11 protein-coding genes and 5 pseudogenes are annotated in these 18,862 nt (G+C 68.4%); 9 read left to right on the top strand and 7 right to left on the bottom strand.

What is annotated here, in order from left to right; all coding sequences use genetic code 11:
* Positions 1-29: 29 nt before the first annotated feature.
* Entirely contained in the window at positions 30-1,565 is a 1,536-nt protein-coding gene (locus tag OOK07_RS14205; protein WP_266680324.1) for a CYTH and CHAD domain-containing protein, read from the top strand.
* A gap of 135 nt (positions 1,566-1,700) precedes the next feature.
* Positions 1,701-3,668, top strand: a complete 1,968-nt coding sequence (locus OOK07_RS14200) for a TIGR03960 family B12-binding radical SAM protein (protein WP_266796776.1) — start codon at positions 1,701-1,703, stop codon at positions 3,666-3,668.
* A 286-nt stretch (positions 3,669-3,954) separates the two neighbouring features.
* Here OOK07_RS14200 and OOK07_RS14195 read toward each other — a convergent pair whose 3' ends face one another.
* Both OOK07_RS14195 and OOK07_RS14190 read right to left on the bottom strand, forming a co-directional pair.
* Positions 3,955-4,455, bottom strand: coding sequence for a hypothetical protein (locus OOK07_RS14195; RefSeq protein WP_266796775.1), 501 nt, complete (start codon positions 4,453-4,455; stop codon positions 3,955-3,957).
* A 78-nt stretch (positions 4,456-4,533) separates the two neighbouring features.
* Positions 4,534-4,764, bottom strand: a complete 231-nt coding sequence (locus tag OOK07_RS14190; protein ID WP_266796773.1) for a DUF397 domain-containing protein — start codon at positions 4,762-4,764, stop codon at positions 4,534-4,536.
* 205 nt (positions 4,765-4,969) lie between these two features.
* Here OOK07_RS14190 and OOK07_RS14185 point away from each other — a divergent pair, with 205 nt between their 5' ends.
* Together OOK07_RS14185 and OOK07_RS14180 are read left to right on the top strand one after the other, a co-directional pair.
* Entirely contained in the window at positions 4,970-5,350 is a 381-nt protein-coding gene (locus tag OOK07_RS14185; protein ID WP_266796772.1) for a hypothetical protein, read from the top strand.
* Between the two features lie 648 nt (positions 5,351-5,998).
* Positions 5,999-7,492, top strand: a complete 1,494-nt coding sequence (locus OOK07_RS14180; RefSeq protein WP_323182952.1) for a replication initiator — start codon at positions 5,999-6,001, stop codon at positions 7,490-7,492.
* Positions 7,493-7,710: 218 nt separating this feature from the next.
* Here the strand turns inward: OOK07_RS14180 and OOK07_RS14175 are convergent, their stop codons facing one another.
* The 3 genes and pseudogenes from OOK07_RS14175 to OOK07_RS14165 all read right to left on the bottom strand — a co-directional run.
* The gene (locus OOK07_RS14175; RefSeq protein ID WP_406311680.1) at positions 7,711-7,869 is read right to left on the bottom strand and encodes a hypothetical protein; all 159 of its coding nucleotides are present in this window, start codon (positions 7,867-7,869) and stop codon (positions 7,711-7,713) included.
* Between the two features lie 223 nt (positions 7,870-8,092).
* Complete coding sequence (locus tag OOK07_RS14170; RefSeq protein ID WP_266796770.1) at positions 8,093-9,481, bottom strand: glycoside hydrolase family 43 protein; 1,389 nt, start codon at positions 9,479-9,481, stop codon at positions 8,093-8,095.
* An 860-nt stretch (positions 9,482-10,341) separates the two neighbouring features.
* Positions 10,342-10,476 (bottom strand): annotated as a pseudogene (locus OOK07_RS14165) (glycosyltransferase); the annotation flags it as partial.
* A 393-nt stretch (positions 10,477-10,869) separates the two neighbouring features.
* Here OOK07_RS14165 and OOK07_RS14160 point away from each other — a divergent pair.
* From OOK07_RS14160 to OOK07_RS14150, 3 genes and pseudogenes are all read left to right on the top strand, one after another.
* Positions 10,870-11,327: pseudogene (locus OOK07_RS14160) on the top strand (serine/threonine-protein kinase); the annotation flags it as partial.
* Between the two features lie 848 nt (positions 11,328-12,175).
* Positions 12,176-13,786 (top strand): annotated as a pseudogene (locus tag OOK07_RS14155) (glycoside hydrolase 43 family protein); the annotation flags it as partial.
* Positions 13,763-14,275: an RICIN domain-containing protein gene (locus tag OOK07_RS14150; protein ID WP_266801945.1), complete on the top strand. Its 513-nt coding sequence runs from the start codon at positions 13,763-13,765 to the stop codon at positions 14,273-14,275. The pseudogene OOK07_RS14155 and the gene OOK07_RS14150, both read left to right, overlap by 24 nt.
* Before the next feature lie 93 nt (positions 14,276-14,368).
* On the opposite strand, the pseudogene OOK07_RS14145 reads toward OOK07_RS14150, so the two are convergent.
* Both OOK07_RS14145 and OOK07_RS14140 read right to left on the bottom strand, forming a co-directional pair.
* A pseudogene (locus OOK07_RS14145) lies at positions 14,369-14,746 on the bottom strand (IS701 family transposase); the annotation flags it as partial.
* 129 nt (positions 14,747-14,875) lie between these two features.
* A pseudogene (locus OOK07_RS14140) lies at positions 14,876-14,968 on the bottom strand (transposase); the annotation flags it as partial.
* A 737-nt stretch (positions 14,969-15,705) separates the two neighbouring features.
* Here OOK07_RS14140 and OOK07_RS14135 point away from each other — a divergent pair.
* Together OOK07_RS14135 and OOK07_RS14130 are read left to right on the top strand one after the other, a co-directional pair.
* Positions 15,706-16,851 carry an AbfB domain-containing protein gene (locus OOK07_RS14135; protein WP_266796768.1) on the top strand — a complete coding sequence of 382 codons (1,146 nt, stop codon included), beginning with the start codon at positions 15,706-15,708 and terminating at the stop codon, positions 16,849-16,851.
* 166 nt (positions 16,852-17,017) lie between these two features.
* Complete coding sequence (locus tag OOK07_RS14130) at positions 17,018-18,586, top strand: alpha-L-arabinofuranosidase B (protein WP_266796766.1); 1,569 nt, start codon at positions 17,018-17,020, stop codon at positions 18,584-18,586.
* The last annotated feature ends 276 nt before the right edge of the window (positions 18,587-18,862 follow it).

The raw sequence follows: 18,862 nt of genomic DNA, 5'->3' as shown, positions 1-18,862 counted from the left end.
TCGGGGGCGAATCCCACTAGATTCAGGTCATGGCGGACACAAAGCGCGAGATCGAGCGGAAGTACGAGTCCGACGACAGCGGCCTGCCGGACCTGACCGGCGTCGCCGGTGTCGCGTCCGTCGTCGACAAGGGCGTCGCCCATCTGGACGCCACCTACTACGACACCCCCGACGAGCGCCTCGCCGCGGCCGCGATCACCCTGCGCCGCCGCACCGGCGGATCCGACGCCGGCTGGCACCTGAAGTTCCCGGTCGCCCCCGGCGTCCGCGACGAGATCCGGGCCCCGCTCTCCGACACCGTCCCGCGCAGCCTGGCCGGCCTGGTCCGCTCCCGGGTCCGCGACGCCGAACTGCGGCCCGTCGTCCGCCTCCTGTCCGACCGCGACGTCCGCGACCTCATCGACGCCCAGGGCCGGCTGCTCGCCGAGGTCAGCGTCGACGCCGTACGCGCCGAGCGGCTCACCGGCGACGGCGGCTTCGCCCAGTGGACCGAGCTGGAGGTGGAACTCGCCGACGGCGCCGACCCGGTCTTCCTCGACAAGGTCGACAAGCGGCTGCGCAGGGCGGGCGTACGACCGTCCGCATCGGCGTCGAAGCTCGCGCGAGCGCTGACGGAGACGGCACCGCGGAAGAAGAGCACCAGGAAACAGGGCGCGAAGCAGCAGGACGCCAAGCAGCACAAGCCAAGGCCCCCCGAGACGGCCGGCGATCACGTCCTCGCCCACCTCCGCGAACAGCGGGACGCCATCGTCGCCCTCGACCCGGCCGTACGGCAGGACACGTACGACTCGGTGCACCGCATGCGCGTCGCCACCCGCCGTATGCGCAGCGCCTTCCGCTCGTACGCCAAGGTTCTCGACCGGACCGTCACCGACCCGATCGGTGAGGAACTGAAGTGGCTGGCCGGCGAGCTCGGTGTGGACCGGGACGCCGAGGTGCTGACGGAACGCCTGACGGCGGCCATGGACGAACTGCCCAGGACGCTGCTCTCCGGCCCGGTCCGCACCCGGCTGCGCACGTGGATGAACGCCCGCCGCGGCGGCTCGCGACGCCGGCTGACCGGCGTCCTGGACTCCAAGCGCTATCTGGTCCTGCTCGACAGGCTGGACGCGCTGGTGGCGGACCCGCCGCTGCTGGAGGCGGCCGCCGGAACGCCAAGGAAGGCGATCGCCAAGGCCGTACGCAAGGACTTCGGCAAGCTGTCGGAGCTGGTGGAGCAGGCCATCGGCCTGGAACCCGGCAAGGACCGCGACCTCGCCCTGCACGAGGCCCGCAAGAAGGCGAAGCGGACCCGGTACTCGGCGGAGGTCGCCGCAGCCGCCCTCGGCGGCCCGGCGTCCGCCCTGGCCAAGTCGATGAAGTCCCTGCAGAACCTGCTGGGCGACCACCAGGACAGCGTCATGACCCGCCAGACCCTGCGCGAGCTGTCCGCCGTGGCACACGCGGCGGGGGAGAACGCGTTCACGTACGGAGTGCTCTACGCCCGCGAGGAGGGGCGCGCGACGGCCGCCGAGGCGGAGCTGCCCGGCGCGTGGCAGGAGGCGAAGGCCGGGATGCAGGTCTGAGCGGTAAAGGGCTTGACTGGTCGGGGAGGGGCTTGAGCGGTCGGGGACGGGCTTGAGCGGTCGGGGCGGTCGTGCGGTCGCGTTACGCTAGATGGTCACCCCTGTCAGTCCAGTCCTCCCACGAAGGTTCGCGAGATGCCTGCCGAAGCCGCTGCGGTCGCCGAGTCCGTGTTCCCGCAGCTCGAAGCTCTGCTCCCGCACGTGCAGAAGCCGATCCAGTACGTCGGCGGAGAGCTCAACTCCACGGTCAAGCCGTGGGAGTCCTGCGACGTCCACTGGGCGCTCATGTACCCGGACGCGTACGAGGTCGGACTGCCCAACCAGGGCGTCATGATCCTCTACGAGGTCCTGAACGAGCAGGAGGGCGTCCTCGCCGAGCGCACCTACAGCGTCTGGCCGGACCTGGAGGCGCTGATGCGGGAGCATGGCGTCCCGCAGTTCACGGTGGACAGCCACCGCCCGGTGAAGGCCTTCGACGTGTTCGGCCTGTCCTTCTCCACGGAGCTCGGCTACACGAACATGCTGACGGCGCTGGACCTGGCGGGCATTCCGCTGGAGTCGCGCGAGCGCGGGCTGGACGACCCGATCGTCCTGGCCGGCGGCCACGCGGCCTTCAACCCGGAGCCCATCGCGGACTTCATCGACGCGGCGATCATCGGCGACGGCGAACAGGCCGTCCTCGACATGACGAGGATCATCCGCGAGTGGAAGGCGGAGGGCCGGCCCGGCGGCCGCGAGGAGGTCCTCTTCCGCCTGGCGAAGACGGGCTCGGTGTACATCCCCGCGTTCTACGACGTGGAGTACCTGGCGGACGGCCGTATCGCACGGGTCGTACCGAACAAGTCGGGTGTCCCGTGGCGCGTGTCCAAGCACACGGTCATGGACCTGGACGAGTGGCCCTACCCCAAGCAGCCGCTGGTCCCCCTGGCCGAGACGGTCCACGAGCGCATGTCGGTGGAGATCTTCCGCGGCTGCACCCGCGGCTGCCGTTTCTGCCAGGCCGGCATGATCACCCGCCCGGTCCGCGAACGCTCGATCACGGGCATCGGCGACATGGTGGAGAAGGGCCTGAAGGCGACGGGCTTCGAGGAGGTCGGCCTGCTGTCCCTGTCCTCCGCCGACCACTCGGAGATCGGCGACATCGCCAAGGGCCTGGCTGACCGGTACACGGAGGACAAGATCGGTCTGTCCCTCCCGTCGACGCGTGTCGATGCCTTCAACGTGGACCTGGCGAACGAGCTGACGAGGAACGGCCGCCGGTCCGGCCTGACCTTCGCGCCCGAGGGCGGCTCCGAGCGCATGCGCAAGGTCATCAACAAGATGGTGTCCGAGGAGGACCTCATCCGGACCGTCTCCACGGCGTATGGCAACGGCTGGCGCCAGGTGAAGCTGTACTTCATGTGCGGCCTGCCCACGGAGACCGACGAGGACGTCCTGCAGATCGCCGACATGGCGATGAAGGTGATCGCCGAGGGCCGCAAGGTCTCCGGCCAGAACGACATCCGCTGCACGGTCTCGATCGGCGGCTTCGTCCCCAAGCCCCACACCCCCTTCCAATGGGCGCCCCAGCTCTCCGCCGAGGAGACGGACGCCCGCCTGCAGAAGCTCCGCGACAAGATCCGCGGTGACAAGAAGTACGGCCGCTCGATCGGCTTCCGCTACCACGACGGCAAGCCGGGCATCGTGGAGGGCCTCCTCTCCCGCGGCGACCGCCGGCTCGGCGCCGTCATCCGCGCGGTCTACGAGGACGGCGGCCGCTTCGACGGCTGGCGCGAGCACTTCTCCTACGACCGCTGGATGCAGTGCGCGGACAAGACGCTGGCGGACTCCGACGTGGACGTCGACTGGTACACGACGCGCGAGCGCACATACGAGGAGGTCCTCCCCTGGGACCACCTCGACTCCGGCCTCGACAAGGACTGGCTCTGGGAGGACTGGCAGGACTCCCTCGACGAGACAGAGGTCGAGGACTGCCGGTGGACGCCTTGCTTTGACTGTGGGGTGTGTCCGCAGATGGATACGTGGCCACAACTGAGTGACAGCGGGAAGAAGCTTCTGCCGCTTACGGTCAAGAAGCCTCCGACCAGCGAAAACGCTGGCTGATCGTGAGTGAGGCGTTACGGCGCATCGCCGATGCTGTGTCGGATGTCACAGCGGAAGAGGTGGCTGCAATGCTGGGCGCGGCAGGAGTCGCAGACAGGCGGAAGCCGGTTGCGCGAAAGGCGCTGAAGACGCCCCTGCCGTCCCCTGGGGGCTCTTCTGCCATTCATTGCGATGTGGAGTGGGTCTGAGAGGGGCAGCCCCCTCAAAAGCGGCTTGAGGGGGCTGTGCGGGGCTTTCGTGCTGGGCGGCGAGGGTGGCTATAGCCGCTCCCGGGCCCCGGGCAGCATCACGCGAGCGGGCAGGCGAGGCCAGGGTGGTGCCGGTTCGGACAGCACACGAGGTTGAGCGACACGATATTGCCCGACCGGTTGTAGTAGACCCAGCTCACATCGACGCCGACGGGCAGGACATCGCGCGCGTACTCGCGCTTCGCGTCCAGCTCTACGTACCCCTGTTGCGCGTCCTCGCGCTCCGTCGGCGGGTTGTCGAGGAAGTGCTTGGTCGCCCAGTCGACAGCCGCTGTGGGGTCGGTCCAGGTCCGCTCGTCCGATGCCTGGTTCCGCTTCAGCAGCCAGTGCCCCGACATCATCGGCGGCAGGTTCGACGTCGGGAACTCGGCCATCACTTCGCGGTACCGCTGAAGGATGCGGATGGCCACCTTGTCGTCATCGGATGTGGGGGGCGACGGTGGGTCAGGATGCGGAGGCCGCCGGTTGCCTTCCTGGTGGTAGCTGTCGGGCGATCCGATCCACGGGCCGAAGCCGTGAATGCGTCCTGTCCAGCTCATGCGCGCCTTCCGTGAGAAGGGAGGGCGGGCCGCCCAGGTGCACGGGCGACCCGCCAGAGGATGGGAGGTGTAGCAGGATCAGGCGGTGAGGCCTCGCTTCGTCACCCAGCCGAGGGCGAAGTCGTCCAGCTCGGCGGTGGTGAACCTGAGTTCCTTACCGGCGCCCTCAGGCTTGGAGTCGCGGACCACGAAGGAGTCGACTGCGCCGGGGATCTCGGCGAAGTCGACGCACCCCTCGGTGCAGGGGCCGCCACAGAAGTTCGTCGTCTCGACGCTGTCCACGGGCAGGGTGTAGAGGTTGCCTTCCATCGGGTAGTCCTCTCTGGTGCAACTGCCGTGCGGAGATGCGGTCTCCGCGCCGTGGTGCACTTGCTGACCCACCCCGGCCCGGCCTTCCTGTTCCTGACCGGGGTGGGCGCTGGCTCCGCCCCCGAGGGGTGTGGCCGCAGGGGAAACGGCTGGGGGAGTCACCTCGGGGGCGGAAGATCATGTGGTCAATTGCCAGTAGGCGGCCATGAGCGATACGGAGGCGCCGATCATGAGGGGCGCGCGAGTCTTTCGCGAGGCGTGGATCGATGGCGTGCGGAAGCACTTCCCTGGCGAGCCGAAACCGAGCTACGTGACGCCGTGGGAGGAAACGCCTGAGTGGGAACGTGAGGCTGCGGGCGCGGTGTACGAGCAGGTACGTCACTTCCTCGAACTGAGCGGCGGGCACGCTTCCCGACTGTCGCGCGAGCAGAAGAGTCGCTTTGTCGCGACGTGCTGGACGGCGCAGATGTTCAAGCACTTCGAGGACCCGAAGCCGGGATACGTAGCTGACTGGCCCGATCTGCCGGATTGGCAGAAGGCAACCGATTCAGAGATCTTCGAGGCCGTTGAGCGCAGTCTGAAGTAACGAATACCGGTCCGTGTGCGAAAGGCTCCCAGCTCTGAGGCTGGGGGCCTTTGTCGTGCGGTCATCGGGCTGGGCTGGGGCGAACCTATGCCCGGGAAGGGGCGCGGCTTGGGCACGCCGCCGGCCCAGAGAGGTTGAACCAGCTGTGGTCCCTCGGGACGGATGCGGGCTGCCTGGTGCTGTGAGAGGCGGGCTCTTGGGCTGGCTGGAAGAAGTAAAGCCAAATTACGCCACGGCCCCGACCCCTGCTCGCTCCCGTCTCCCGATGGACCCGTGGCACCGAGGCGCAACCGGCCGGACAGACACTCAGAGCCCCGCCGATGCCGGATTTCCTGACGCATACTCAACTGCTCAGCCCTCGACGTAAATTCGGCCTGTTGCGCGAAACCATCCTGGTCGACGAGAACTGATGCGTCTCTTACTACAGTCGATTTCAGTACGGAATTCCATGCAACCGTCGAAATCGCCTGTCGGTTTCCTGTCACGAGAAATTCACAGGCCACTGTCAGTGGCAGTCGATATTATTCAAAGGCAAGTTGGCTGCGCCTGAACAGGGCGTACGCAGCATAAGCGCCCTGTAAGCGCAAAGGAGAGAAGTCATGAACACCCGTTATCTACTCCCTGATTTGAGGCTCTGGAGGCCGCGCCATGTCTGCCGAATCCGCACGCAGCGCCCCACCTGCAACCCGCCCGTCCGTCGCGTCGTCCGCTCCGGCCGGGCGTTCCGACGTGCTGGCACGCGAACTACGTCTCCAAGCTCTCTCAGAGGCGGACCGTGACCTTATACGGCTCCTCAACGATCCGCTCTTTTCGCGTTGGAAGGAGCAGATCGAATCCATTGGTGGCTGTGCCAATCCGATTTACCTGTCCGGCTCCACCGTCACTCGTGATGCCCTCACGGGTGAGGTGATCTCGTCCTACTCGACCGACGGGGAACCTGGTGAGCGGCTGGCCGTGCGCTGCCGTAACCGGCGTGCCTCGGCGTGTGAGCCGTGCTCTCGCCTGCATGCCGGGGACACCTTTCAGCTCGTGCGTGCGGGCCTGTCCGGCGGGAAGGGTGTTCCGGAGTCGGTGAAGGATCACCCCCGGTTGTTCGTCACCCTGACCGCTCCGTCGTTCGGGCCGGTGCATCGTGTTCTGGACGGGCAGGCGTGCCGTCCGCGCCGGCATGATCCGCACTGTGAGCACGGGCGGCGGCTCGGCTGCGGCCTGGTGCACACGGAGGATGAGCCGCTGGTGGGTCTGCCGTTGTGCCCGGACTGCTACGACTACGTGGGTCATGTGCTGTGGCACGCGCATGCGGGGCGGCTGTGGAACCGGTTCACCACCGCCATGCGCCGCTACCTGGCTTCGGCCGGTGGGATACCGCGCTCCAAGCTCGGTGAGCACCTGGTGGTGTCGTTCGCCAAGGTTGCCGAGTTCCAGCGGCGCGCGGCCATCCACTTTCATGCGGTGGTGCGCCTCGACGGCCCGGACGGTGCCGCCTCGTCGGCTCCGGCCTGGGCGACAGAGAACGTGCTGTTGGATGCGGTCGAGCATGCCGCCGCATCCAGCTTCGTCACGGTGGCCGATTCCGACGCGTACGGGACGGAACGGGTTGGCTGGGGCGGGCAGTTCGACGCCCATCCCATCCGGCCACTCCCTGATGGTGACGTGCCGTCAGATGCGGCGGTCGCCGGATACGTGGCGAAGTACGTGACCAAGGGTGCGGGAGAGACAGGCGCCGGAGTGGACTACCGGGTTACCAGCCTGGAGGACATCCGCGCGGCGGTCGTCAACCACCACGTCCGCGCCCTCATGGGTACCTGCTGGCGCCTGGGCGGCCTGCCCGAACTCGAACACCTCCGGCTGCGCCCCTGGACTCACAGCCTCGGCTACCGGGGCCACATCCTCACCAAGTCCCGCCGCTACTCCACCACGTACGGCGCACTGCGCGAGGAACGGGCCGACTATCGCCGGGGCGACGCCAATCCCCTGGACGGCCCGGACATGGTCACGGAAGCGGCCTGGCGCTACGTCGGCTCGGGCTACACCCCCGGTGAGGCTGACATGGCCTACGGCATCGCCGAGAGTCGCGCGCAGAGTCTCCAACTGGCCAGGGAGGCAAGGGAAGACGCGGAGCAGTGGGGTGAGTGGCTGTGACGGCGGTCGTTCCCGAGTGCGGAACTCGGGCGTCCTCTCCGGCGACGACTCCTCTGCCTCGGGCAACGGTCGAGAGCGCGATAGAGAGTGAAATCGTGATCGTGGACGAGAGCGGCATTGAAGAGCCGTTCGACCCCACAGCGTGGTTCGAATGACACAAGGGAGCCGCCTTCCCCGCTGCGTTGGAGAAGGCGGCTCCCGTTCGTGTCCGGCCAGTGTCAGAAGGCTTCTGCGAAGTCGTCTTCCTTGAGGATCAGGCGGTCCCGCACGTCCTTGGGGATCATGAGCCTCATTCGGATGTGCGGGGCGCGTGCACCCTTCACCTTGGTCCGCTTGATCGTGCACTTCACGCCGACCCGAAGCAGATCGGCAGCCATGGCCTCCATGCCACCCCAGGGGACGTCCAGCGTGTCACGGCTGCCCCACCCGGCGAGGAACGACCACCCGTCCACGGATGACCGCGCCGGGCCGGAGCGAGTAGCCCGGCGGCCGTGCTGCTCGCCGCCTGGGCGAGGAGTGTTGGTGCGGCCGACGTGGAAGTCGCCACCGCCCCGCCGCCTGGTGACGGGCAGGCGCGGGGTGGTGGGCTCGTCCGGTGGGTCAGTAGACGATGTTGAAGGTGGCGTCGGCGCGGTCCGTCGCGGTCGAGATCTCGTCGAGCCGCAGGGCGAACGAGTAGTGCCGCAGGTAGCGCGTCGGGAACCGGGCCGAGCGGAACGAGGACCACTTCCCGTCGGCGAGGCCGGCGACGCGGGTGAAGGTGGCGTCGGTGGCGAAGCCGGCCGTGCCGTCGTTGCGGACCAGCTTGATCGTGAAGTTCTCCTGCTTCATGTAGTAGCCGGGGAAGTTGACCGACTCGAACGACACGCCGTTGGGGTCGGACAGGCCGGGCCGCAGCCGCCACTGCGCGTCTTGGTAGGGGTCGAAGGGCAGTTCGCTGATGCGGCCGGCGTTGTTCTCGTGGCGGACGTAGCGGCCGGGGAAGTTGTACGACTTCAGGAGGTTCCAGCTGGTGCCGCCGTACCGGGCGAGGAGGCGGTCGCGATCGGCGGCGGTGATCGGTTGGATGGTGTTGTGCTTGGCGTTCAGCGGTGCGGTGTAAGACTGGCGGCCGACCTTGGTCCATGCTCCCGACACCAGGTCACCCTGCCACAGGTCGAACTTGGCGTTGGGGCAGTAGGTGTCACCCCACAGGGACCAGGTGGACGAGGTGAGCGACTTCACCAGTGTGGGTGCCTCGGTGCATTGGTTCTCGGCGACGCCCTGGGTGTACTGGGTGAAGCTGCCCGGTTCGACCGACGTCGACCGCGCCCCGATGAGTAGGCCGTTGCTTTTGTAGTACAGGTAGTTCTGGCCGTTGACGCCGGTGACGACGTCGGAGTCGATGGTGTTGGAGCCCGTGTCGTGGAAGACCACGGGGTTGGTGGCGGTGACGAAGTCGGTCGTGTAGGCGGCGGCGATCACCGAGTGTGACATGCCCTGCGGGACCGTGGAGAACGTGATGCCGTAGGCACTTCGGACCGGGTCCCAGTGGATGGCCGGGGCCCAGCTGTACGAGTTCGGGTTGGTGCCGTTGACCTTGAGCAGCCGGTCCGCCGACCAGTTCACCAGGTCCGGCGAGGTCCAGACGTGGATGTTCGGGTTGGCCTTGGAGAAGTCGCCGCCCACCGCGATGTCGGTCGCGAGCACGACCCAGCTGCCGTCGCGCAGCCGGTACAGGAACGGGTCGCGGATGCCCTTGGTGCCCGCGGTGGGAGTGAGGATCGGGTTGTTGTCGTTGAGCGGCGTCCACTCCCGGCCGTCGTCACTGACCGCGAGGTGCAGGGCGTTGACGTTGCCCGCGCCGCTGAGCGACTCCTTGAAATAGCCCATCACATAGGCGGAGTCGGCGTCCGCCGCCGCGGCCGGCTGTGCGGGCACGGCCACTCCCGTGGCCAGCGCCACTAGAGCGATGAGGAACGCCGCTCTCCTGATCAGTCTTGCCAACAAGGTCTTTCCTCTCGATGCGGTTTTCACAGGCGTGCGGCACCGACGGCCTCCCTACGAAAGCGAAGGAGCGGGAGGGTGCCGCGGGTCCGTCGGGTCAGTTCGTCAGGCGGAAGGTGGCGTCGCTGTACCTGTGCCGGCCGGGCGCTCCCACTCTGATGAACCGCGTCATCGAGGAGCCCTGCTCGGCTGCGGCAGCCCGCTGGGGGCGGTCAAGGGCTGAGCCGTGAGAGCGGGTCGGCGGCGACCCATGTCGCCGGCCGCCGGAAGAAAACCGCATGCGTGAGCGTCTCCTGTCTTCACGCGGGTGCGACGTGCAAGTGACGGTGGAGTCGAGGCACTCACGGTCGCCGTAGCCGGGTGAGGAGTGGAAGGGCAGCGTCGGGGGGGGGGGGGGGGGGGGGGCTGCCCCAGCTTGAGCCGATGATGGGTGCGCGTCATGGGGCAGCTCCCCCAGAGAACGCCCGTTCGCATTTTCGAACGCCGTACGTAACTTCGGCCAGAAGGTAAACTTCCCGTTAGGGCCACGTCAAGAGAACCAGCCAGTCCGGTCGTTTCGTTTTCCGACGAGCGACGCGCCCCACCTCCCGGCGTGGGACGGGACCGCTCCCGTCCGCGAGCAGCGGGCACCGAAGCGCCGCACCAGGGAGGCCCTTGGCTCGGGCAGTGCCTTCAGGGCCGGTCCGTTCCACGCGCCTCCATGCTTGCGGGGACCACCGCCCCCGGCTTCGCCTCCGCGTGACGCCGCCGAGCACCGTCCGGTGATGGCGAACGGCCGATTGCCGAGGTCCCCGCGCCCCACCTCCGGGCAGTCGGACGCGCCCGTGCGGCAAGGCAGGTGACTTCCGTTCCACGCTTCCCGTTATCGCGGCCCCGGCCTCCTGCAAATGCCGCGCGTTGTGCGCCTGCTCGTTGCCCGCCGACGACGCCAGCGGCACGAACAGCGCGGGCTTGCCCAGCGCCGTCAGCTCCGCAAGGGTCCCCGCACCGCTGCGGGAGAAGCGACCCCCCTGGCTTGAACGCGCAGGTCAGGGGCGCGGCGGGTGCGGTTGCGGGTGAGTGACCTGCGTGAGAGCGGCACGCGACCATGGCCCGGCGCTGCCTTCTGACGTACTTCGTTGGGCGCTGTGAGTGGGGACTCCGTCCCCACTACGTGAAGTGGCGCAACGAGCAACCACCCCTACATCTGGCTTTTGGACTGGCCATACCGACCCCGCACCCAGCTTCCGGCCAGGGCGTCCGCCTTCCGGAGCAGAAGAGGCTGTGGGGAATGATGCGGCATCTACGCGACAGCGGTCCCGGGGCCGCAGGCAGGGCAAGGGGGGCGTGGGGTGGGTGTGTTCGAGGACCTGGAGCCGGAAGACCCGCGGCAGCTGGGGCGCTACCGGATCATGGCCCGGCTCGGCGCGGGCGGCATGGGTCAGGTGTATCTGGCGCGTTCGCCCGGCGGGCGCCCGGTCGCGGTGAAGGTGGTCCGCGCCGACCTGGCCCGGGACGACGAGTTACGGCTCCGCTTCGCCCGCGAAGTGGCCGCCGCCCAGCTGGTCAACGGGGCCTTCACCGCCAGCGTCGTCGACGCCGACCCGGACGGCTCCCCGGCCTGGCTGGCCACCGTCTAGGTGCCCGGCGTCTCCCTGGCTGAGGCGATCGCCAAGCACGGCCCCTGGCCCGCCCGGCCGGTCCTTGCGCTGGGCGCCGGGCTCGCCGAGGCGCTGGAGGCGATCCACGCCGCCGGGGTCGTCCACCGCGACCTGAAGCCTCCAACATCCTCCTGGCCGCCGGCGGCCCCCGCGTCATCGACTTCGGTAGATCAGTGGCCAGCGGGGCCAGTGCGCTGACCCGCACCGGCACGGCAGAACGTCGACAGTGGAGGGGGCGTCAGTGCCTCTGCGATGGGATCCGAGATGACCGTTCGCATTTCTGTCGTGATGTCTGACCCGCCGTGGTCCACAGTCCACACCAGGGCCCGCTGGCAGTCCGCTTCGGCAGCCGACCAGCCGTTCTGCAGGGCCTCTATGTAGGCGCACAGCCCGTCACCGGATAGCGGCAGGCGTCCGACAGCCTGGCGGGTACCGAGTGCGTACTGCACGGACCAGGGATTACATCCGGCTTCCCGATGATGAGTATGTACTTGGGGAGGCGGCCCTTGTCCACCCCGTAGGGAGTCAGTCCAATGGCCAGGTCTTGTGATGTCCCGTCGGGGAAATATCGGCGGATGAAGCGGTTCTTCAAGTCCGATCGCCAACGGATGCCGCGGGATCGGCTTGTAAGGGGTAGCGATGAAGGCGTGTGCGCGTGCGAGGGCACGACCATTGGGGTCCAGCCCAATACTCCAGCAGCGTTTCGCTATCTGGCCTGGTCAGAGGCATCGTCGGGAGTGTAGTGGGCTGATGGCATGTCAGGGGTGGTCTTGCCGGACCGCCCCTCCAACGAGTGGGGTCGGGACTTGGCCGGGCTCCGACGGGGACAGCCTCCCGGCATGACCACGAGGAGTCGGCCCGGACGACTTCGAGAGCCCCGGAGCGCGCACGATCACCGAACGACGACTGCTGTGGGCGAGCCGCTCACCACCCGCTGATCGCCGAGGCGTTGACACCCCTCCTACCCCCTCCTATATTCCGTTCGACACTCAGAATGATGTCCGACATTTCGAACTTCGGCTCTCTGTCCCCTTACCCGTGAGGAAGCTGATCTCGCATGTCCTGGCTCCAACACCCCCACAGCCGCCGGAGAGTCCTGGCGGTCACCGCCGGCCTGGTCGCGGGCGCCACACTGCCGGCGATGGACGCGATGCGCGCGGCGGCGGCCACGACGGCCCAGCAGGAGCGGTTCACCAACCCGGTGATCTGGCAGGACTTCGCCGACCTCGAGGTCATCCGCGTCGGCGACACGTACTACTACACCGGCTCGACCATGCACTACTCGCCCGGCGCGCCCGTCCTGCGCTCCTACGACCTGGTCAACTGGGAGTTCATCGGCCACTCGGTGCCGGTCCTCGACTTCGGCGACGCGTACGACCTCAACGGCGGACGGGCGTACGTCCAGGGCATCTACGCGTCCTCGATGCGCTACCGCCCCAGCGACAAGACCTTCTACTGGCTGGGCCAGATCGGCTTCCAGCGGTCGTACGTATACAGCGCCACCGACGCGGCGGGCCCCTGGACCCGGCACGCCGAGATCGGCAGCATCTACTACGACGCGGGGCTGCTCTTCGACGACGACGGCACCCCGTACGTGGCGTACGGCGCCAACGAGATCCACGTCGCACAGCTCTCCCCGGACATGCGCACCGAGGTCAGGTCCGAGCACGTGCTCACCAAGCCCGACGCGTTGCACATGATGGAGGGCTCCCGCTTCTACAAGATCAACGGTAACTACTACATCTTCTCCACCCTCCCGCCCAACGGCCAGTACATCTGGAAGTCCACCTCAGGCCCCTTCGGCCCGTACGAAATGCGGGAGGTGCTGTTGAACCTGCCCGGCCCGATCCCCGGCGGCGGCATACCGCACCAGGGCGCGCTGGTCGACACCCCGAACGGCGACTGGTACTACATGGGCTTCATCGACGCCTATCCCGGCGGCCGCGTCCCCGCCCTGGCCCCGGTCACCTGGAACGCCCAGGGCTGGCCCGAGCTCCAGACCGTCGACGGCACGTGGGGCGAGACATACCCCTACCCGGTCACCCCGCACCCGCTCCCGCCGATGACCGGCGCCGACACCTTCGAGGGGACGGCGCTGGCGCCGTACTGGGAGTGGAACCACAACCCCGACACCGCCGCGTTCACCGTCAACAACGGGCTCACCCTCAGGACCGCCACCGTCACCGACGACCTCTACAGCGCCCGTAACACCCTCACCCGCCGCATCCAGGGCCCCGCCTCCACCGCGACCGTGGTGCTCGACTGCTCCGGGATGGCGGACGGCGACCGGGCCGGGCTGGCGATGCTGCGGGACTCCTCCGCCTGGATCGGCGTCACGCGGCAGGACGGCGTCAGCAGGCTGGTGATGTTCGACGGCCTGACCATGGACACCAGCTGGAACACCAGCAGCACCGGCACCGAGCAGGCCCGCGCCGACCTCCCCGCGTCCGGCAACCGCGTCTGGCTGCGCGCCACCGCCGACATCAGCCCGGGACCGGGCCGCCAGGCGACGTTCTCCTACAGCACCGACGGCACCACCTTCACCCCGCTCGGCCCGGCCTACACCATGAACGAGAGACCTAATTTCTTCATGGGCTACCGCTTCGCCGTCTTCAACCACGCCACCAAGGCCCTCGGCGGCAAAGTGCGGGTGGAACGCTTCGACTTGCGCGCGTGCGCGCCGACGGCGCAAGCAGGCACTGTGGACACGAACGCCTGGTACGTCGTGGTCAACCGCAACAGCGGCAAGGCGCTGGACGTGGCGGGCGCGAGCTCCGCGGACGGCGCCGCGGTCACGCAGTGGGGCCGGTACGACGGGACCAACCAGCAGTTCCAGTTCGTGGACTCCGGCGGCGGCTACTACCGGTTGAAGGCGAGGCACTCCGGCAAGCTGCTGGACGTCGACAGCTGGTCGACCGCCGACAACGCCGCCATCCACCAGTGGACCGACCACGATGGCTTGAACCAGCAGTTCCGGCTGGCGGACTCACCGGACGGATACGTCCGGCTGATCAACCGCAACAGCGGGAAGGCCATCGAGGTACCGGGCTTCTCCTCCACCGACGGGACCGGCATCGTCCAGTACTCGGACTGGGGCGGCGTGAACCAGCAGTGGAAGCTCGTCCGCGTCGGCTTCGCGGGCTCGCGCTCCTGCTGACACCGGCATCCGGTCCAAGCCCACCGAACGTCGCTTGCCCGCTGGGCAAGGGACGTTCGGTGGGCGCGCGCCCGAGGTCGCACCGCCGACAGCGACCAGGGCGCGTCCCGCGGACGACGCGTAGGCGGCAAAGACGCCGATCTGGCAATTCTCGGTGCGGCCGGCGGTGCCGGAGTATTGGCGCTGCACCCCGGCCGAGGTGGTGCCCTTCTTGACGAAGCCGGTGTCGTCGATGACGAGCACCCCGCCGTCCTCACCGAGGCGCTCGGCGACGTAGGACTGGAGGTCGTCGCGGACGTCGTCGGCGTCCCAGGTCGCCCCATTCAGCAGTCGCTGCAGACCGTCGGGAGTGCGATGCCCGGCGAACTCGGACAGCTGTCAGCCGTTCTTGCGGCCTACGAGGGCCAGCAGGCCCCGCACATAGTCCCGCATCCGGCGCCGCAGGTCGGCACGGCCGAACCGGTGGCCGATACGAAGGAAAACGTCGTCGAGTTCTCGGTCCCAGGCCGTCTACGCATGTTCGTCGGTCATGCCGGGGTGGACCTGCTGGGTGGTGCCGTCCGCTTCCCACTTCGCGTAGGGGCCGTAGACGGTCTTCTACGGCGGGAAGTCGTGCGGCAGGTACTCCCATGGGGTGCCTGTGCGGTTGACGTAGAGGATCGCGTTCACGATCTCCCGCAAGTCGTGTACCCGGGCCGCTGTGCCCGGTCCCGTGCGTCTGCCTCCCAGGCGGTGAAGACCTGTTCGACCAAGGCCCAACGGGCATCGGACACGTCACTGCGGTACGGACGACGGACACTCATGCCCCATGCAACGACCGCCAACGCCGCCCGTCAAAAAAACGTCGGATGTATTGACGCACCCTGTTTACCGGACTTACTGTCTGCCCGATCTCACGAACAGCGTTCGATATGTCGCACAACTTACTCGCTCGGACAGTGAGTTGGCTACGAAGGCTTGCCCCGGCCGAGCACCGGGACGGGACGCCGCCGGGCGCACCAGCGGTCAGCCCCAGGAGGGGGAGATTCGGTGACCCGCCGCTCACATCGGTGCACTTCGACGGCGATGGCCGCGCGAGCCTGAGCCAGAGAGAACAGGAGCCCCTGAGAACAGGACGCCGAAGCGGCATCCACCCGCAGCGCCTTCATGGGCGCCGAAAACCACAGAGCGTCCGGCCGGCCCGACCGCGACCGCCCCACCCGGGCGACAGTCGTGACTTCGACGCAGAAGCCGTCACACCGGCTCGCGTGCCCGGGCCCGCCGTCACCACGGTGGCATGCACCGCACACGGCCCGTTGCCCCGGATCCGCCCCGTCCGGCTCGCGCGGTGACCGGTCCCGTTCCGCCCACACCGAGACCGAGCTTGCCCCGCCACCCCGGTTTCCCCCTTCGCCCCGACGGTGGCACCTGCACCACGACAGGAGATCCGCATGTCCGCGCTTCGCGCCCGGCTGACGGTGATAGTGCTTGCCGTCTGCCTCCTCTTCACAGGCCAAGCCCTGACCACACCCCAGCGGGCGGCCGCCGCCGACCCCGGCTACCTGATGGTGCATTTCACCGGCGATTCCGCGACCGGCCAGATGTTGTACCTCGCGCACAGCACGGACGGCCTGCACTGGAACGACCTCAACGGCGGAGCGCCGGTCCTGAACTCCCTGATCGGCACGAAGGGGGTGCGCGACCCCGCACTGGTGCGCTCTCCCGACGGGACCAAGTACTGGATCATCGCGACCGACCTGTGCATCCGCTGCGGCTCGACGTACACCGACGGCAGCCCCAGCTTCGTGGTGTGGGAGTCGACGGACCTGGTGACCTGGTCGAAGCCGTGGCTGCTCGGCGCCGCCGGACTGATCCCCGGCGGGAAGAACGCGTGGGCGCCGGAGGCGATCTGGAACCCCGAGACCAACGACTACGTCCTGTACTGGGCGACGAACGCCACGGTGAACGGCGTGTTCAAGTACCGCATCTACTACGCCCGCACCAAGGACTTCCGCACCATCACCACCCCCCAGATCTGGATCGACCCCCCCGGCAGCACGGCGGTCGTCGACACCCAGATGACCGAGGTGCCCGCGGGCGGCCCCTACCGCTACGTGCGGGTCTCCGGTGACGGCCAGAACAATGTCGAGGGCAGCAACTCGATCCTGGGGACGTGGACCAACCTCGGCAACCTCTCCAGCATCGGCGTCACCGGTAACGTGGTCGAAGGCCCGGTGTGGATGAAGTTCCGGGACCGCGATGAGTGGGCCCTCTACATCGACTACAACAGCCCGAGCGGCGTGCGCGAATACCGGCCGATCCTGACGACCAATCCGTTCAGCGTCAGCTCCTACCGGCTTCAGGACGCGTCAAGCTACGACATGGGCGGCACCCCGAAGCGCCACGGCGCGATCATGACCCTCACGGCCGCTGAGGAGAGCCGCGTGCTCGCCCGCTGGCCCAACACCCCGGCCCAGCGGCTGCAGTCGTACAACTACCCCGACCGCTACATCCGCCACTACGCCTACCTGCTGCGCCTCGACCCGATCACCACCGCGACGGGACGCGGCGACGCCACCTTCCGCGTGACGAGCTGACCCGCACCGACCGGGATGCCGGCGCCTCCAGAAAGAGCGCCGGCATCTCCTGGCACCCGCCACACGAACGCCCTGGTTTCCCCCATCCCGCGCCGCGACGACGTGACTACTCGGCCAGGGTTCCTCGACGCTCACCCTCACACCCCACCTCGAGAAGGAATTCTTCATGACGAAGCCACCGTGGATACGCGGTGTCAGACGCGCGCTGCTCGCGGCGGGTGCCACCGCCGCGCTCGCCGCCGGACTGCTCACCGCCACGGCCGCCACCTCGCAGGCCGCCACCCAGGGGCCGTGCGACATCTACGCCGCGGGCGGCACCCCCTGCGTCGCCGCGCACAGCACCACCCGCGCCCTGTACGGGGCGTACAACGGCCCGCTGTACCAAGTCAGGCGCGCCTCCGACAACACGACCAAGGACATCGGCCTGCTGAGCGCCGGCGGATACGCCGACGCCGCCGCGCAGGACTCCTTCTGCGCCAACACCAGCTGCGTCATAAGCGTCATCTACGACCAGTCCGGCAAGGGCAACAAGCTCACCCAGGCGCTCAAGGGCCACTGGCCCGGGCCTGCCGAGGGCGGGAACGACAACCTGGCCAACGCCTTCGAGGCGCCGGTCACGGTCGGCGGGCACCAGGCGTACGGCGTCTACGTGGCCCCCGGGACCGGCTACCGCAACAACAACACCAACGGCATCGCGACCGGCGACCAGCCCGAGGGCATGTACGCGATCTTCGACGGCACGCACTTCAACTCCGGCTGCTGCTTCGACTACGGCAACGCCGAGACGACCGGCAACGACGACGGCAACGGCACCATGGAGGCCATCTACTTCGGCAACAGCAAGGGCTGGGGCTCCGGCAGCGGCAACGGCCCCTGGATCATGGCCGACCTGGAGAACGGCCTGTTCTCCGGCGTCAACCGCGGCGTGAACGCGGGCGACCCGTCCGTTGGCCACCGGTTCGTGACCGCCATCATCAAGGGCGGCCCGAACCAGTGGGCCATCCGCGGCGGCAACGCCCAGTCGGGCGGCCTGTCCACCTTCTACAGCGGCGTACGCCCCAACGACACCGGCTACAACCCGATGAAGAAGCAAGGCGCGATCATCCTCGGCATCGGCGGCGACAACAGCAACGACAGCGCCGGCACCTTCTACGAAGGCGTCATGACCTCGGGCTCCCCCTCGGACGCCACCGAGAACGCCGTACAGGCCAACATCACCGCCGCAGGCTACAACAGCGGCTCGACCAGCACCGGTTCGCTCACCCCCGGCTCCCGGATCTCCCTGCAGGCCACCACCGCCCCCTGTTGCACCTCGCACTACCTCCGCCACAACGACGCCGACACCAAGGTCGTCATCTCCAGCATCAACTCCTCCAGCTCGGCCACCGACAAGGCCGACGCCACCTGGATCGTCCGCGCCGGCCTGGCCAACACCTCCTGCCTGACCTTCGAGTCCGCCAACAAGCCCGGCCAGTTCCTGCGCCACTTCAACTACCAGCTCAACCTGAACGTCGACGACGGCGGCAGCGCGTTCGCGAAGGACGCCACCTTCTGCCCCACCACGGGCAACAGCGGAGTCGGCACCTCCTTCCAGTCCGTCAACTTCCCGACCAAGTACATCCGCCACTACAACTACACGGCCTACATCGCCGGCAACGGCGGCTCCAACACCTGGGACGCCACGAAGTCCTGGACCCAGGACACCAGTTGGCTCACCGCATCCCCCTGGAGCTGACGAGGGACCGAACCCGTGGGCGCCTTCAAGCCGGGGCGCTCACGGGTTCGGGAGCCGCCCACGCTCGTGCCGTGGCCGCCGACGAAGGGACGCGGTGGCGGACCACCCGCTCCCGTACCCGCCGCTGAGCCGCGGCCGGGCACGGCGAGGCCGCCGGTACACCCCCGGAGCGGCCGACCCCGCTGTTTCCCTCGTCCGTGTGCGTCCCAACCTGGCACCGGCGAGGCCCCGCCGTTCCTCGTCGCTCCCAACGGGGCCACCCCGCGCCTTTCTCGC

It is taken from the genome of Streptomyces sp. NBC_00078, assembly GCF_026343335.1.
In the GTDB taxonomy this organism is placed as follows: domain Bacteria; phylum Actinomycetota; class Actinomycetes; order Streptomycetales; family Streptomycetaceae; genus Streptomyces.
The sequence above is the reverse complement of the archived record's forward strand: the minus strand, read 5'-3'. Positions and strand labels throughout refer to the sequence as shown.

Coding starts and splice junctions, on each gene's coding strand:
- OOK07_RS14175 (WP_406311680.1), bottom strand. CDS start 7,869: ATGGCTGCCGATCTGCTTCGGGTCGGCGTGAAGTGCACGATCAAGCGG.
- OOK07_RS14135 (WP_266796768.1), top strand. CDS start 15,706: ATGTCCGCGCTTCGCGCCCGGCTGACGGTGATAGTGCTTGCCGTCTGC.
- OOK07_RS14180 (WP_323182952.1), top strand. CDS start 5,999: ATGTCTGCCGAATCCGCACGCAGCGCCCCACCTGCAACCCGCCCGTCC.
- OOK07_RS14205 (WP_266680324.1), top strand. CDS start 30: ATGGCGGACACAAAGCGCGAGATCGAGCGGAAGTACGAGTCCGACGAC.
- OOK07_RS14130 (WP_266796766.1), top strand. CDS start 17,018: ATGACGAAGCCACCGTGGATACGCGGTGTCAGACGCGCGCTGCTCGCG.
- OOK07_RS14185 (WP_266796772.1), top strand. CDS start 4,970: ATGAGCGATACGGAGGCGCCGATCATGAGGGGCGCGCGAGTCTTTCGC.
- OOK07_RS14190 (WP_266796773.1), bottom strand. CDS start 4,764: ATGGAAGGCAACCTCTACACCCTGCCCGTGGACAGCGTCGAGACGACG.
- OOK07_RS14200 (WP_266796776.1), top strand. CDS start 1,701: ATGCCTGCCGAAGCCGCTGCGGTCGCCGAGTCCGTGTTCCCGCAGCTC.
- OOK07_RS14195 (WP_266796775.1), bottom strand. CDS start 4,455: ATGAGCTGGACAGGACGCATTCACGGCTTCGGCCCGTGGATCGGATCG.